We start from the raw sequence: 15533 nt of genomic DNA on the forward strand, positions 1-15533 counted from the left end.
TGAGCCGTTCATCGCCCATACAGGTTTGCGGCGATCAAATGACCGGCTGACAAAACCTGAGCGCCGTCAATAACTCGAAAGCTGTTCCGATGGGGAAGTGCCGGCTGTCCGGGGCCGTCATGGCAGAGGCCCTGGCAAAGGTCCTGGCAAGCGTCTTGGCATGTGCCACGCTGCTTTCGCTCGCACTTGCGAGCGTGCCGGCGCGCGCCCAGACCGCATTCGACCGGCCCGGCGGCGATTATTTCAGCGCGCCGGTCGCATCGGGCGATCCGGAGGACTGCGCGCTGCTGTGCGAGCGCGACCGCCGCTGCCGCTCCTGGAGCTTCAGCTATCCCGACGTCGAGGGCGGCTCGGCGGTCTGCTGGCTGAAGAACACCGTGCCGTCACGCGTGCCGGGGAGTTGCTGTATCTCCGGGGTGCGCGGCGCCGGCGTGATCGAGCCGCGCGTGGAGGGGGTCGAGACTTCGATCGACCGCCCCGGTGGTGATTTGCGCAATTTCGAACTGAAGGAGGGGGACGGCGTGGAGGCCTGCAAGGCCGCCTGCACCGCCGACAACAAATGCCGCGCCTTCACCTATGCCCGCCCGGGCTACACCGGCCGCGAGGCGCGCTGCTACCTGAAAAAGGAAATCAAGCCGCCGCGAAGAAAGGCGGGGTTTACATCGGGCGTGGTGCGGTAGGGGTGGGCAAAGGCGCCTTGCGCCGTGCCCACGATCTTCCGATGCGGCGACAGGCGCGTGGGCACACTACGCTTTGCCTACCCTACGAGATTCTCACTCGGCCGCAATCACCGTGATCTCCGGCCACAGCGCCTTCCATCGCGCCGCCTTCGCCGCGTAATTCGCCACCGAGAAATTGAGCGCCCGGTTGGGCCGCACGATCAGCGCTGCAATGTCGTCCAACCCGTGCGGCGCATAGACCTCATGGCCATTGCCGGCGCGCCTCACCCCGACTTGCGTGTTCTCGGTGAGAAAGCGATCTATGCCGTCCGTCGAGCGCATCAATGGCGGATAGGGCAGGCCGTGCTTGTCGGGATACCACAGATGCACGCGCGCCTGATTGCGGATCTCGACCTTGACGCCAAGGTGCTCCAGCCGCGCATGCAACTTGCGGATCACCGCATCCTCCGCCTCCCAGGACGTGTCGGGATCGAAATAGAACACGTCGTAGTCGGCGATGCCGTGATCGACGGCGCGGCTGGTGAGCACGTTCCACACCGTCTGCACCAGGCAGCCTGCGACCAGCCAGGCGTCCGGCAGCGCGAGGCGACAAAGTTCGTCGACGATCGCTGCGTTGACCGGATTGCGCAGAGCGAGAGCCAGGAATTCGTCACGGTTCATCGCGCGATGAGGAGACTCAATGCACGGCGGTGAAGAACCGTCCGAGCCGGAAACCGGAGAGCCACGTGTAGACCGGCTGGCTGCGCATGCCGAGATCCCAGGAGCCGACCACCGCATCCGCACGGCCGATCAGATTGTCGATCGGCAGCAGGCCGACACCCCCGGAGCGCAGCGGCACGCGGCTGTCGGCGGAATTGTCGCGGTTGTCGCCGAGCACGAACAAATGGCCGGCCGGCACGGTCACCTCGGGCGTGTTGTCGAGCGGACCGTTGTCGCGCATCTTGAAGATCAGATGCGAGACGCCGTTCGGCAGCGTCTCGACATAGCGGTAGGCGGGCTCGCTGCCGCCGTTGTCGTTCTCGGCCGATCCGACGCCGTCCGGCTTCAGTTCGGCGGGCCGGTCGTTGATGAAGAGCTGGCCCTGTCGCATCTGGATGCGGTCGCCGGGCAGGCCGACGACGCGCTTGACCCAGGCCTGCGAGCGATCGCCGGGCCAGCGGAAGACGACGACGTCGCCGAGCTTCGGCGTCTCCGCGAAGACGCGGCCGCTTTCTGGCAGGTTGATCTGGATCGGCAGCGACGAGGTGCCGTAGCCATAGGGGAATTTGGAGGCGAGCAGCGCATCGCCGATCAGAAGCGTCGGCTCCATCGAGCCCGACGGAACGTAGAACGGCTCGGCGAGTGCGCCCTTGGCGATGAAGACCGCGGCGACGATGCCGGCGAGCTGCACGAGTTGTCCACCCCAGCCGCTGCTTTTCCGCTTGGGGCTGACAGTCACTTTGTCTTCCATGGTCATGCGCCCGTTCCACCCACGGTGATGCGTTCCATCAGCAGCGACGGCTGGCCGACGCCGACAGGCACGCCCTGTCCGTTCTTTCCGCAGGTGCCGATGCCGGTGTCGAGCGCGAGATCGTTGCCGATCATGCGGATGCGATGCAGGTCGGTCGGTCCGTTGCCGATCAGCATGGCGCCCTTCAGCGGCGCCCCGATCTTGCCGTTCTCGATCTTGTAGGCCTCGGTGCACTGGAATACGTACTTGCCCGAGGTGATGTCGACCTGGCCGCCGCCGAAATTGGCGGCGAACACGCCGTTCTTCACCGAAGCGAGGATCTCGGCGGGATCGCGGTCGCCCGCGAGCATGTAGGTGTTCGTCATGCGCGGCATCGGCACATGGGCATAGCCCTGGCGGCGGCCGTTGCCGGTCGGCTTCATGTTCATCAGCCGCGCGTTCTGGCGGTCCTGCATGTAGCCGACCAGGATGCCGTCCTCGATCAGCACGGTGCGGTTGGTCGGCGTGCCCTCGTCGTCGATCGAGAGCGAGCCGCGCCGCGAAGCAATCGTACCGTCGTCGACGACGGTGACGCCCTTGGCCGCGACCTGCTGGCCCATCAGTCCCGCAAACGCCGAGGTCTTCTTGCGGTTGAAGTCGCCCTCGAGGCCATGGCCGACCGCTTCATGCAGCATCACGCCGGGCCAGCCGGCGCCGAGCACGACGTCCATCTCGCCGGCGGGGGCCGGAATCGATTCGAGATTGACCAGCGCCTCGCGCAGCGCACCGTCGGCGGCCTCGCGCCAGTTCTTGCTCTCGATGAATTCGGCATAGCCGGCGCGGCCGCCATAGCCCTTGCTGCCGCTCTCCTGGCGGTCGCCCTGGCCGGCGACGACGGAAACATTGACGCGCACGAGCGGGCGGATGTCGCGATAGCTCTCGCCGTCGGGCCGCACGATCTCGACGACCTGCCAGGTCGCGCCCAGGCTGACGCTGACCTGCCGCACCCGCGGATCCTTGTCGCGCAGATATGCGTCGATCTCGGCGAGCAGTTTTACTTTCGTCTCGAAGCCCGGCGCGTCCAGCGGGTTGTCGTCGCCATAGAGGCGGACATTGGTGTGCGGCGGCGGCGCGGCAAAGCTGCCGGAATAGCCGCCGCGCACGGCAGCGACCGCGTCGGCCGCGCGAATCAGCGCCGGCAGCGAAACGTCGGAGGAATGCGCGTAGCCAACCGCGTCGTCCTTGACAGCGCGCAGGCCAAAGCCTTGCGAGGTGTCATAGGTCGCCTGCTTCAGCCGCCCATTATCGAACATCAGCGCTTCGGTCTGGCTGTATTCCAGGAAAAGCTCACCATCGTCGGCACCGGAAAGCCCGCGCGCGACCTCGTGGCGAACCTGGTCGCGGTCGAGATTGGCGCGGTCGAGCAGGGAGGTCGTGGCAGGATTGGTCATCGGTCATCCATTCTCGGAGAGATGTCCGGCAAGATAATGGCTTCCCGGCCGTTCGGCGAGAGGGCGCGCCGTCACATTACCGAAACGACATGATTGGAATCATTGCCTTTTCCCAAGCCAGGCGAAAGCGTCCACGGACGGTGATGCCAGTTAGGCCTCGGGCTCGGGGGGCCGTATTCGCGGCCCGGCGGGATTCGCATGGTGGCGCCGTAGTTTTACGGGCCGAAGTCTTCACCGGCACTTAGGGCGTCGATGGAACCTTAGCCGCTCGCGCGTGCGATCCCTTGCCGCGCTGGGAAGCCCGGTTGTGACCAGTCTCGATCAAGCCGACACACTGCCGCTGCGGCCAAAATTGTCGTTTGCCAACGCGGCCTATGAAGACAAGTTTTGCCGCTATTATCACGGCTTCTATTATCGTTACGCCCAGGCAAGCCTCGTGGTGGGGATGGCGCTGATACTCGGCGACTACCTCGTCGACCGGATGGCCTTCAACGCATCGGCGAATTTCTACCGTATCCAGCTCTGCCTGCCCCTACTCGGCATCGGGCTCGCTTATTCCTTCACCGAGACGGCGCGGCGGCACTGGCAATCGGTGATGTCCACCTTCATCGTGGCGGTGGCCTGCAGCCTTTTCTGGGTTCTGTCCCTCATCGACGAGCAGGGCGGCATGGGGCTGAAGTCGTGGGTCGGAATCCTCAACTTCACCTTTCTCGAGTTCTATTGCTTCGTCATCCTGGGCGTCCAATTCCGCTTCGCGCTGCCGGCGGGGCTCGCGATCCTGCTGACGTTCGAAGCTGCGATGCAGGCCGAGCTCGGAGCTGATGTCGGGGCATTCTTCTACTGGTCCTATCACGTTGTGACGCTGTTCATCCTGGCGGCGGGAATCGGATGGTGGCGCGAATTCCTCGTCCGCAAGGAATACTCGACGCAGACCACCTTGAAGGCCGCGCGGGACGTTCTGAAGAACCAGAACGACCTGCTCGAGATCGAGGTCGAAAAGCGGACCCGCAAACTTCTGGCGATGCAGGATGCCACTATCGTCATCCTGGCATCGCTGGTGGAGACGCGCGACAACGAGACCGGCAATCACATCCGGCGCACCCAGCATTACGTGCGGGCACTGGCGCGGCACCTGCAATCCCATCCGGCCTTCGCCGCCAATCTGGCCGGGGCTCGCCTCGACATCCTGTTCAAGTCCGCCCCGCTGCACGACATCGGCAAGGTCGGCATTCCCGACAGCATCCTGTTGAAGCCCGGCAGGCTCGACCCTGAAGAATTCGAGGTCATGAAGACCCACGCGAGGCTCGGCCACCAGGCGATTGAGAAGGCCGAGACGCAGCTCGGCATGACCGTCGATTTCCTCGCCTGCGCCAAGGAGATCGCCTTGAACCATCATGAGCAGTGGGACGGCAGCGGTTATCCAAACGGGCTTGCGGGCGCCGCCATTCCGATCTCGGCCCGTCTGATGGCGGTGGCCGACGTCTACGACGCCCTGACGACGCATCGGGTCTACAAGGACGCGATGTCCCATGACGAGGCGGTGAAAATCATCCTCGACGGCCGCGGCCGTCACTTCGATCCGGATGTCGTGGACGCCTTCGCCGAGATCAGCGAGCAGTTCCGGAATATCGCCGCCCGCTATGCCGACTGATAGCGGCGACCGGCTGCCGCGTGACGCGCTGCCCCTTACGGCAGCTTGTCATACCCCTCACCCAGCCCGTTTAGGCTGAGCGGGAAGCCGATGCCTTCTTCCGGCGTCTCGAAGATGATGAAGGTCGCGGTCTTGGCGCTGCGGAGCTGGCCGAGCAGCTTGTCCTCCAGGACGACCTCCGCGACGCAGCCGTTGGGCAGGCAGCGGACGAAGCCGGCGCGGCCGACGTCCTGGTTGTCGAGCTTGAGCCCGAGGCCTGAGGGCAGGAGGACCCCGAGCGGGGCGACCACCCGCATCAAGCGGCTCTTCTGGTCGGCGGTCTTGAGCACGATCACGGTCAGGCCGGCATTGGAGCGGTCTTCTGCGACCACGCTCTGGATCAGCGCGCATTGCTCGGTCTGGGCGCCAGGCGGGGTGTCGCAGCGGATCTGCCAGTCGCCATGGACGGAGCGCACCGCGCCCTGCGCATGGGCACGGCCTGGAAACGCCAGGATGACGATTGCAGCCAAGAGGACGGCCACCGCCGCGAGGCCATTCTCCCGCCTTGCCATCGATGTCGAAAGCCCCATGGGGTCGGTCCCTCTGCTCGCCTTCCTTGCGTGCACCTGGCGGACTGATACGGGAATGACGGCGTTGTGAAGGCGATTCACAAGCAAATTCCGCGCCGCCCACACCGCCAGTGCTCGCACGAATCAGGCTCCGGCGCGGCTGTCAGCCAGTGCCTACCGCGGGCAATTCCGCTGTCAAGCCGGAGCATCCCGGGCAACGGTATTTTTGTCTGATCTTGTTGGGAAATATCCTGCCGGTGATGGCTGGCTGACCGGGCTCAAGACTGCATTGCGATAGATCAAGAATTATGGTTTGAGAGGCTTGATTTCGCGTTCTAGCGATCTGGCCCCAATTCCTCTTAGAGGTATTCTTGCGTGGCGGTTTGTCGGACTGGCGGGTCGAATAAGCGTTTCCCGCAACAGGGGGAGCGCACCTGGGGTGATTTCGTAAGGGGAGCGCGAACGGCATGAGGATGTCGATGGGTCGGGTGGGCCGGCAGATGCTGGGATTAGCCACCATCGCCTTGGTGGCGGCTGGCGTCACGCTGGCGACGGGGGGTGCGGCATACGCCGAGCTCGGCCAGCCGGCGCCGTGGGAATGGACGCTTCAGCAGTCCGGTTCCCCGGTGATGGACAACATCGTCTGGTTCCACAATTTCCTGTTCGTGCTGATCACGCTGATCACGCTGTTCGTGCTGGCGTTGCTCGTGATCGTGGTCGTCAAGTTCAACGCGAAGGCCAACCCGGTGCCGTCGCGGACCACTCACAACACGCTGATCGAGGTGGCCTGGACGCTCGTTCCTGTGCTGATTCTGGTCGGCATCTCGGTGCCCTCGTTCCGGCTGCTGTTCCTGGAGCTCGACATTCCGAAGGCGGACCTGACTGTCAAGGCGACCGGCAAGCAGTGGTACTGGTCCTATGCCTATCCGGATAACGGCAAGTTCGAATTCGATTCGCTGATGGCGCAGGACAAGCAGCCCCGCCTGCTCGGCGTCGACAACGAGATGGTGGTGCCGGTCAACAAGGTGATTCGGGTCCAGACCACCGGCGCGGACGTCATCCACGCCTTTGCGCTGCCGGCTTTCGGCGTCAAGATCGACGCCATTCCCGGTCGCCTGAACGAGACCTGGTTCAAGGCCACCAAGACCGGGATGTATTACGGCCAGTGCTCGGAACTTTGCGGCAAGGATCACGCCTTCATGCCGATCGCGATCCGCGTGGTGAGCGACCAGGAGTTCGCCTCCTGGGTCGAGGCGGCGAAGAAGAAGTTTGCGAGCGGCGGCACCAGCACCTACGCCTCCGCGGCCGGCCCGACGCAATAAGCGCCGGGTGAGGCTCGAGGACTGAAAGCGACAAAGGGCGGGACCTCCACAAGGTCCGAACGGGACGCAAGGCAGGATTTGAAGATGGCAACGAGCGCAGCGGCACACGGCGATCACGCGCAAGCCCACGGGCATGACGAGCACGCCCATCCCACCGGATGGCGGCGCTACGTCTATTCGACCAACCACAAGGACATCGGCACGATGTACCTGATCTTCGCGGTCATCGCCGGCATCATCGGTGCCGCGATGTCGATCGCGATCCGGGCCGAGCTGATGTATCCGGGCGTGCAGATCTTCCACGAGGCCCACACCTACAACGTGTTCGTGACCTCTCACGGCCTGATCATGATCTTCTTCATGGTCATGCCGGCGATGATCGGCGGCTTCGGCAACTGGTTCGTTCCGCTGATGATCGGAGCGCCCGACATGGCGTTCCCGCGCATGAACAACATCTCGTTCTGGCTGCTGCCGGCGTCCTTCGCGCTGCTCTTGATGTCGACCTTCGTCGAGGGCGAGCCGGGCTCCAACGGCGTCGGCGCCGGCTGGACCATGTACGTGCCGCTGTCGAGCTCCGGCCATCCGGGACCAGCGGTCGACTTCGCGATCCTGTCACTGCATCTGGCGGGCGCATCGTCCATCCTCGGCGCCATCAACTTCATCACCACCATCTTCAACATGCGCGCACCGGGCATGACCCTGCACAAGATGCCGCTGTTCGTGTGGTCGATCCTGGTGACGGTGTTCCTGCTGCTGCTGTCCCTGCCGGTGCTTGCCGGTGCGATCACCATGCTGCTCACCGACCGCAATTTCGGCACGACGTTCTTCGCGCCCGACGGCGGCGGCGACCCCGTGCTGTTCCAGCATCTGTTCTGGTTCTTCGGTCACCCCGAGGTGTACATCCTGATCCTGCCCGGCTTCGGCATGATCAGCCAGATCGTCTCCACCTTCTCGCGCAAGCCCGTGTTCGGCTATCTGGGCATGGCCTACGCCATGGTCGCGATCGGCGGCATCGGCTTCGTGGTGTGGGCCCACCACATGTACACGGTCGGCATGTCCTCGGCGACGCAGGCCTATTTCGTCGCGGCGACGATGGTCATCGCGGTTCCGACCGGCGTGAAGATCTTCTCCTGGATCGCCACGATGTGGGGCGGCTCGATCGAATTCCGGGCGCCGATGATCTGGGCGGTCGGCTTCATCTTCCTGTTCACGATCGGCGGCGTCACCGGTGTCGTGCTGGCGAACGCCGGCGTCGATCGCGTGCTCCAGGAAACCTACTACGTCGTCGCGCACTTCCACTACGTGCTGTCGCTCGGTGCGGTGTTCGCGATCTTCGCCGGCTGGTACTACTGGTTCCCGAAGATGTCGGGCTACATGTACAATGAAGGGCTCGCCAAGCTGCATTTCTGGGTGACCTTCGTCGGCGTCAACCTGGTATTCTTCCCGCAGCACTTTCTCGGCCTGTCGGGCATGCCGCGCCGCTATATCGACTATCCCGATGCGTTCGCGGGCTGGAACCTGATCTCCTCGCTCGGCTCCTACATCTCCGGCTTCGGCGTGCTGATCTTCCTTTACGTCGTGCTCGACGCCTTCATGAAGAAGGTGCCGGCGGGCGACAATCCCTGGGGTGCCGGCGCGACCACGCTGGAATGGACGCTGTCCTCTCCGCCGCCCTTCCACCAGTTCGAAGTGCTGCCCCGCGTGCAGTAGGCAATCTTCCGCGGCGCCCGTGACGGGCGCCGCGACGCTACAACGAAGCGAGTCAATCTAAGTGTCCGTCCTCGACCACAACGCCGTCGACATCCATCCCCGCATCTCCGAGGCGGAGGTCGCCGACTATCTCGCACTGCTCAAGCCGCGGGTGATGTCGCTGGTGATCTTCACCGCGCTGGTCGGGATGGCGATGGCGCCGGGGCATTTTCATCCCGTGCTGGCGATCACCTCGTTGCTCTGCATCGCGGTCGGTGCCGGCGCCTCCGGGGCGCTCAACATGGCGCTCGAGGGCGACATCGACGCCAAGATGTCGCGCACGGCGAACCGGCCGATCCCGCGCGGCCGCATCACCCGTCCCGAGGCCATGGCGTTCGGCATGACGCTCGCCTTCTTCTCGGTGATGACGCTCGGCATCCTCGTCAACTGGGTCGCGGGCGCGCTGCTCGCCTTCACCATCTTCTTCTACGTCGTGATCTACACGATGGGCCTGAAGCGCTGGACCGCGCAGAACATCGTGATCGGCGGCGCGGCCGGCGCGCTGCCGCCGGTGGTGGCCTGGGCCTCGGTGACGGGCACCGTCGATGTCGAGCCGCTGCTGCTGTTCGCCATCATCTTCTTCTGGACCCCGCCGCATTTCTGGGCGCTGGCACTGTTCCGCTCCGACGACTACGCGCGCGCCGGCATTCCGATGCTGCCCAATGTCGCGGGCCCCGATGCGACGCGCCTGCAGATCCTGCTCTACACCATCGTGTTGATCGCAGTCGCCGCCGCGCCGTGGGCGCTCGGCTATTTCGACGCGATCTACGGCATCGTCTCGCTGATTCTCGGCGCCGGCATGCTGGTGCTCGCCATCAACGTCTATCTGCGCCGCGAACGCAGCCAGTCTCTGCGCGCAACCCGCAAGCTGTTTGCCTTCTCGATCCTGTACCTGTTCGCGCTGTTTGCGACCCTGCTGGCCGAGGTCGTGTACCGGGCGCTGGCTCCGATGGTTGGGGGCGCATGAGGCAGGAATGGCCGATAAACCCGAGCGAGATGGAATCGTCCTCACCGAGGCGCAGCGGAAGAGCCGTCGTCAGCGTTCGATCGCAATCGCACTCGCACTTGGTGTGCTCGTGGTGCTGTTCTTCGCCGTCACCATGGTCAAGGGACCGGCAGTGCTAGTCCGGCCGATGTAGGAAACATGGATCACGAGCCGACCATATCGGGGGATCAGAGCCGGGCGGCAAGGAACGGTCGTGGCCTTGGCCGCGACGCGCTGGTCGCCTCGATCTGCGGCGTCGTCGTCGCACTTATGGTCGGTGCCTCCTACGCGGCGGTGCCGTTCTACAACTGGTTCTGCCGCGTCACCGGCTTCAACGGCACGACGCAGGTTGCGACCTCTGCGCCGGCCACCGGCCCGATCGCGCGGAAGATCTCGGTGCGCTTCGATTCCAACGTGGCGCCCGGCCTGCCCTGGAAGTTCGAGCCCGAACAGAGCGAGATCGAGGTCAATATCGGCCAGGTCGTCACGGTCTTCTACACCGTGACCAATCAGGCCGCGCGCAGCACTTCGGCCCAGGCCGCCTACAATGTCGCCCCGCTGACGGTCGGCGCCTATTTCCAGAAGATCAACTGCTTCTGCTTCACGGAGCAGACCATGGGGCCCGGCGAGAAGCGCGAGATGCCGGTCGTGTTCTACGTCGATCCGTCGCTCGCTGATGATCACGAGAATGACGGGCTGAACACCATCACGTTGTCCTACACGTTCTATCCCATGAAGGATCCGGTGGTGAAGCCGCTCGCCGCCAGTGGGGACGACAAGCGCAAGGGAAATCTCTGACCGCCGCGCCTGCGCTCAGGCGGTTGGAAACAAGGGGATAAGTGCCTGACGGGCACCGGATTGAGGAGAGAGACGGAAATGGCCACGGCGCACACCAAGCATCACGACTATCACCTGGTCGATCCCTCTCCCTGGCCGGCCGTCGGCTCGCTCTCGGCCTTCATCATGGCGGTCGGCGCGGTCGCCTGGATGCACCACATGTTCTCGGCGGCACCGATCGTGTTCGGCGTCGGCACCGTGGGCGTGCTCTACACCATGGCGAGCTGGTGGGGCGACGTGCTGAAGGAAGCCCAGTACAAGGGCGACCACACCCGCGTCGTGCAGCTGCATCACCGCTACGGCATGATCCTGTTCATCGCCTCCGAGGTGATGTTCTTCGTCGCCTGGTTCTGGGCCTATTTCAACGCGGCGCTGTTTCCGGCCGACGCGGTCCAGGCGACCCGCGATGCGGTGTTCGGCTGCGGTCTCGGCACCCAGGCCGGGGCCTGCGCTGTCCCAGGCACCTGGCCGCCGAAGGGCATCGAGACATTCGATCCCTGGCATCTGCCGCTGCTGAACACGCTGATCCTGCTCACCTCGGGCACCACCGTGACCTGGGCGCATCATGCGCTGCTCGAGAACGACCGCCAGGGCCTGAAATACGGCCTGATCCTCACCGTCGTGCTCGGAGCGCTCTTCACCTGCGTGCAGGCCTATGAGTACGGCCATGCGGCGTTCTCCTTCGCCGGCAACGTCTACGGTGCGACCTTCTTCATGGCGACGGGCTTCCACGGCTTTCACGTGCTGGTGGGCACCATCTTCCTGCTGGTCTGCCTGTTCCGCGCCTATGCCGGCCACTTCACACCGAAACAGCATCTCGGCTTCGAGTTTGCCGCCTGGTACTGGCATTTCGTCGACGTGGTCTGGCTGTTTCTGTTCCTCTGCATCTATGTCTGGGGGCGGGGCGCCGCGTCCATGGCCGCCGGGCACTGAGCCGTACCGAACCGATCAGAAAAGGGCGGCCGGGGGGCCGCCCTTTCGCGTTCCGGGCGCCCAAAGCTCCAGCGCAAACTGTGATAGAGTCCGCAATCATGAACGACAGCGTCGGCCCAACCCAGTCCGAATCCACCGTCCTGCAAAGCGCGATGCGAGGGCTGGCCTGCAAGTGCCCGCGCTGCGGCCAGGGCAAGCTCTATGCGGGCTTCCTGACGCTCGCGCCCGCTTGCGACCGCTGCGGCCTCGACTACGCCTTCATCGACACCGGCGACGGCCCCGCGATCTTCATCATCATGCTCGCCGGCGGCATCGTCGTCGCGGCCGCGCTCATCGTCGAGGTCAAGTACCAGCCGCCGTACTGGCTGCATGCGGCGCTCTGGCTGCCGCTGATCCTGGCCACCACGCTGCTGCCGCTGCGCGCGATGAAATCGCTGCTGATCGCGCTGCAGTTCCATCACAAGGCGGCGCCGGGCCGGCTGGTCGATCGCGCCAAATGAACCAGCCCGCGCGCAAGGGCAGCGTGGCCGGCTTCGCGCTGTTCACGCTCTCCCTCACGGCTGTGCTGGTCGGGCTCGGTGTCTGGCAGTTGCAGCGCCGGACAGCCAAGCACGAGTTGATCGCGGCACTCACCGAGCGGCTTGCGGCGGCGCCGGTCGCTTTGCCGGCGGCCGCGCAGTGGCCTGCGTTGAATCCTGCCCGCGACGAATTTCGCCGCGTCAGCTTCACCGCCACCTACGCAGCCCTGCCCGATGCGATGGTGTATTCCTCCGGCTCCGCCGTGCGCAAGGACGCCTCCGGCCCGGGCACCTGGGCGTTCCTGCCGGCGCGGCTCCCCGGCGGCGAAATGGTCGTGATCGATGCGGGCTTCGTCGAGAACACGATGCAGGATCGCGGGGTCGAGGACCGGGCGGTGAAGAAGCTCGTCACCGGCCAACCTGTCGAGCTCACCGGCTATCTGCGCTTTCCGGAGGCGCCAGGCTGGCTGACGCCGGCGGAGAATCGCGACAAGCGGCTCTGGTTCGTGCGCGATCATCTGGGAATCGCAAGCGCGCTCGGCTGGGGCTCAGTTGCGCCGTTCTATATCGATCTCGAAGGGCCCGCGCCCGCGAACGGCATTCCGCGTCCCGGCCGGCTCGAGGTGAACCTGAAGGACGATCACCTGCAATATGCCGTGACCTGGTTCACGCTTGCAGGCGCCGTGCTGATCGCCTTCGCCGTGTGGGCAAGGGGCCGGCGGCAGAGCTGAGCTCATGCGCGGACATCGAGGGAACCCGGTATCGCCCGGGGTTTATTATTCAGCCCATATTCACGAGTGTGGTCCTAAGCCGCCGGTATTTTCCGCGGCAGACAGGATTGCAGCGTGAGCGATTTCGATCAGATGGGAATTATCGTCGATTGGGTGGACGCATGCCGGAAGGGCGACCTCGCGACGCTGCTCGACCTCTATGCGGACGATGCGCAGCTCGAATGCACCTGTCACGGCACGCGGCACTACCGCGGCCGCAACGAGATCAAGGCCTATTGGCAGCCGCGGCTCAGCGCCTTCTCGTCGGCAGGTTTCGGGCTGGAGGAGATCCATCCTGCGCCCCACGGCGTCGATCTCGAATATTCCGTAGCCGGCGCGCTGCGCATTCAGGCCTCGTTTCGCTTCAGCCCGGATGGCAAGATCCGCAGCACGCTGTGCGAACCGGCGCCGCAGAACGCGCATGATGGCTGCTGCGCGTGCTGAAGCGAAAATGGCTTCAGGTTGAATCGATTGGTCCGGCTCTTTCAGCTCTCTCGCAAGCCGCAAGCGGGGAGAAGCAGCGCACCACCGCGATTACCGCAGTCAGGTCTCACCTCATCGCGCTTCAGCCGCTGACCGGTGCTTCGCGTGCCGGTTCGACCGGAAGGCGGCAGCGCACGTAAGTCCGGTCTTCCACGCGCAACAGCGACAGAGATCCGCTCAGCGCACGCGCGCGCTCTTGCATGCCGGTCAGGCCGCGGCCGAAGACGTTGTCCGCAGGAAAACCGCCGCCATCGTCGGAAATCTCGATCACGAGCATCTCGCTCGCGACGGTCGCCTGTACGTGAGCGTTGCCGGCGTCGGCATGACGCAACACGTTGGTCAGTGCTTCTTGGATCACGCGATACACGGTCTGGGCCAGCGGCCCGTCCATCCCGTCGAGAGCGGGATCTAGCGTGTCCGTCAGGACGATGTGTGGCGCTTGCTTGCGAAAATTCCGGAGCAGCGTCTCTACGCTGCTCGAAAGGCCCAGTTCCCCGATATAAAGCGGCCGCAGCCGGTCGAGGATACGGCGGTTGGTCTGCTGGAGCGCCTCGACCGAACGCAGCAAGTCCTGCGCCGAATTGCCGAGATGTCCCGCTGGCTGGGAGGCCTCGGCCAGCGCGACCGTGCCGGCGCGGATGCTGAACAGAAGCGTCCCGAGTTCGTCGTGCAGTTCACGGGCGAGATCGCGCCGCTCGTCGTCCTGGACCGACACCAGGCGGTGCATCAGCTCGCGATTGTCCTGGTTCAATCGCGCCAGCGTTGCAGCCAGCGCGTTCGCCTCTTCGCAGCTTTGCCGGATCTCCGCCGGACCGCCCACGGGAATCGGGCGGGTGTAGTCGCCCCGTCGTATTCGCGTGAGACCTTCGCCGAGATCTCGCAGGGGACGCAGGGCGGATCCTGTCAAGACATGGGCAATCGTGCCGGTAAGAACCATCATCACGACGACCAGGCCGGTGAGCGCAAGAAAGCCGATCCATTTCTCGAACAGGTCGGCCGACATGTCCGGCGCGGATACGATGTCGCCGACGCGTTTGCCGTCGATCATGACCGGGGATGCTGTCTCCATGTCGGGTATGGCGAGGAGGTCGACGAACCATTGCGGCACGCCATGCGGCTTGTGCAGGCCGCCCCTCGGCGGCGCCGTGGGATCTACTTCCATGGTGCGGAATTGGATATCGGAGGAGGTGTCCAGGGAATGGACGAAGGCGTCCAGTGTCCGCTGTGGATTGTCCGATGCGCGCAGGGTGTTGTTGAGTGCGGCAGCGATGGCCTCGGTCGAACGCCGCCGCGGCTCGCTCTCCTCCGCCAATTGGCCCGTCGCGAAAATCTGGAGCAGCACGCCCCCGAGGATCAGCGCAGCGAGAAAACTGGCCCCAAGCGGCAGAAACAATTGCGTTCGGAACGAAAGTCGTTGCCACATTAGGCCAATTCTAACGCGCATCGGCCGGATTTTCTCTTTCCATTTGTTCCCGCCGGTCTATGAGTCGAAGAACAAGAGAGTGCGCGATGCAAGATACCACCAAGCTGGCAACCAGGGTCCTGATCGTCGACGACCATCCCGTTGTGCTGTCGGGTTGCCGCACCCTGTTCGCGTCCGACCATTCGATCCGCATCGAGGAAGCGACGGACGCCAAATCCGGGCATCGCGCCTATGTCAGCAAGCGGCCCGACGTGACGGTGATCGACATCAGCCTGCCCGACGTCTCCGGCTTCGAGCTGATGCGGCGCATCCGCAAGGATGATCCCGGCGCCAAGATCATCATGTTCAGCATGAACGATGATCCGGCCTTCGTGGTGCGGGCAGTCGAGCTTGGTGCACAGGGCTATGTCTCCAAGGGGGACGATCCCAGGGTCCTCTTGAAAGCGGTGCGCAAGGTGGTCGCGGGCGACAATTTCATCTCGCCGCAGCTCGCGGAGGCCGTGACGTTTTCAGGAGCTGCGATCAAGGCCAATCCGGCTTCCCAGATGACGCCGCGGGAGCTTGAAATTCTCCGCCTGCTCGGTCGCGGCAACAAGATCGTCGAGGTCGCCGAGGCGCTCGGCATCTCCTACAAGACGGTCGCCAACACGACCTCCCTGCTCAAGCAGAAGCTGGGCGCCAAGAACCACTCCGACCTGATTCGGATCGCAGTGGAAATCGGCATGAACTGAACTGACATGGCGCTGGCGACCGA

Annotated in this window: 17 protein-coding genes; 12 read left to right on the forward strand and 5 right to left on the reverse strand. The window is 64.5% G+C overall.

The window, feature by feature from the left end; translation table 11 throughout:
* The first annotated feature begins 89 nt into the window (after positions 1–89).
* Positions 90–680, forward strand: a complete 591-nt coding sequence (locus tag AC3WLX_RS26745; protein ID WP_492338198.1) for a PAN domain-containing protein — start codon at positions 90–92, stop codon at positions 678–680.
* 93 nt (positions 681–773) lie between these two features.
* On the opposite strand, the gene AC3WLX_RS26750 is transcribed toward AC3WLX_RS26745, so the two are convergent.
* From AC3WLX_RS26750 to tldD, 3 genes are read right to left on the reverse strand one after another with little or no spacing between them, the layout of a single operon-like run.
* The gene (locus tag AC3WLX_RS26750) at positions 774–1340 is read right to left on the reverse strand and encodes a nucleotidyltransferase family protein (RefSeq protein ID WP_492338199.1); all 567 of its coding nucleotides are present in this window, start codon (positions 1338–1340) and stop codon (positions 774–776) included.
* A 16-nt stretch (positions 1341–1356) separates the two neighbouring features.
* Positions 1357–2136: a signal peptidase I gene (gene lepB, locus AC3WLX_RS26755; protein WP_492338200.1), complete on the reverse strand. Its 780-nt coding sequence runs from the start codon at positions 2134–2136 to the stop codon at positions 1357–1359.
* Entirely contained in the window at positions 2133–3560 is a 1428-nt protein-coding gene (gene tldD, locus AC3WLX_RS26760) for a metalloprotease TldD (protein WP_291626011.1), read from the reverse strand. The genes lepB and tldD overlap by 4 nt, the downstream gene beginning before the upstream one ends.
* Before the next feature lie 307 nt (positions 3561–3867).
* Between tldD and AC3WLX_RS26765 the strand changes: the two genes are divergently transcribed.
* A complete protein-coding gene (locus AC3WLX_RS26765; protein ID WP_291626013.1) occupies positions 3868–5211 on the forward strand; it encodes an HD-GYP domain-containing protein in 1344 nt (447 codons plus the stop codon).
* A gap of 35 nt (positions 5212–5246) precedes the next feature.
* Here the strand turns inward: AC3WLX_RS26765 and AC3WLX_RS26770 are convergent, their stop codons facing one another.
* Positions 5247–5780 carry an invasion associated locus B family protein gene (locus tag AC3WLX_RS26770; protein WP_492338201.1) on the reverse strand — a complete coding sequence of 178 codons (534 nt, stop codon included), beginning with the start codon at positions 5778–5780 and terminating at the stop codon, positions 5247–5249.
* A gap of 446 nt (positions 5781–6226) precedes the next feature.
* On the opposite strand from AC3WLX_RS26770, the gene coxB reads away from it, so the two are divergent.
* The 9 genes from coxB to AC3WLX_RS26815 all read left to right on the forward strand — a co-directional run bounded on the left by coxB (position 6227) and on the right by AC3WLX_RS26815 (position 13317).
* Positions 6227–7081 (forward strand): cytochrome c oxidase subunit II, encoded by an 855-nt coding sequence (coxB, locus tag AC3WLX_RS26775; RefSeq protein WP_291626018.1) that lies wholly within the window; start codon positions 6227–6229, stop codon positions 7079–7081.
* 84 nt (positions 7082–7165) lie between these two features.
* Positions 7166–8791: a cytochrome c oxidase subunit I gene (gene ctaD, locus AC3WLX_RS26780; RefSeq protein WP_291626021.1), complete on the forward strand. Its 1626-nt coding sequence runs from the start codon at positions 7166–7168 to the stop codon at positions 8789–8791.
* A gap of 61 nt (positions 8792–8852) precedes the next feature.
* The gene (locus AC3WLX_RS26785; RefSeq protein ID WP_492338202.1) at positions 8853–9797 is read left to right on the forward strand and encodes a heme o synthase; all 945 of its coding nucleotides are present in this window, start codon (positions 8853–8855) and stop codon (positions 9795–9797) included.
* A gap of 7 nt (positions 9798–9804) precedes the next feature.
* Positions 9805–9969: a cytochrome c oxidase system small membrane protein gene (locus tag AC3WLX_RS26790; protein ID WP_291626025.1), complete on the forward strand. Its 165-nt coding sequence runs from the start codon at positions 9805–9807 to the stop codon at positions 9967–9969.
* Between the two features lie 5 nt (positions 9970–9974).
* Entirely contained in the window at positions 9975–10613 is a 639-nt protein-coding gene (locus tag AC3WLX_RS26795; RefSeq protein ID WP_492338203.1) for a cytochrome c oxidase assembly protein, read from the forward strand.
* Between the two features lie 78 nt (positions 10614–10691).
* Complete coding sequence (locus AC3WLX_RS26800) at positions 10692–11585, forward strand: cytochrome c oxidase subunit 3 (protein WP_291626029.1); 894 nt, start codon at positions 10692–10694, stop codon at positions 11583–11585.
* A gap of 98 nt (positions 11586–11683) precedes the next feature.
* Complete coding sequence (locus AC3WLX_RS26805) at positions 11684–12085, forward strand: DUF983 domain-containing protein (RefSeq protein ID WP_492338204.1); 402 nt, start codon at positions 11684–11686, stop codon at positions 12083–12085.
* Positions 12082–12834 (forward strand): SURF1 family protein, encoded by a 753-nt coding sequence (locus AC3WLX_RS26810; protein ID WP_492338205.1) that lies wholly within the window; start codon positions 12082–12084, stop codon positions 12832–12834. Before AC3WLX_RS26805 ends, AC3WLX_RS26810 begins: the two co-directional genes overlap by 4 nt.
* A 114-nt stretch (positions 12835–12948) precedes the next feature.
* Complete coding sequence (locus AC3WLX_RS26815) at positions 12949–13317, forward strand: nuclear transport factor 2 family protein (RefSeq protein ID WP_492338206.1); 369 nt, start codon at positions 12949–12951, stop codon at positions 13315–13317.
* A gap of 121 nt (positions 13318–13438) precedes the next feature.
* Here the strand turns inward: AC3WLX_RS26815 and AC3WLX_RS26820 are convergent, their stop codons facing one another.
* Positions 13439–14779, reverse strand: coding sequence for a histidine kinase (locus tag AC3WLX_RS26820; RefSeq protein ID WP_492338207.1), 1341 nt, complete (start codon positions 14777–14779; stop codon positions 13439–13441).
* An 86-nt stretch (positions 14780–14865) separates the two neighbouring features.
* Here AC3WLX_RS26820 and AC3WLX_RS26825 point away from each other — a divergent pair, with 86 nt between their 5' ends.
* A complete protein-coding gene (locus AC3WLX_RS26825; RefSeq protein WP_291627923.1) occupies positions 14866–15510 on the forward strand; it encodes a response regulator transcription factor in 645 nt (214 codons plus the stop codon).
* The last annotated feature ends 23 nt before the right edge of the window (positions 15511–15533 follow it).

The sequence above is a fragment of the Bradyrhizobium sp. FW305-F6 genome (assembly GCF_058782905.1).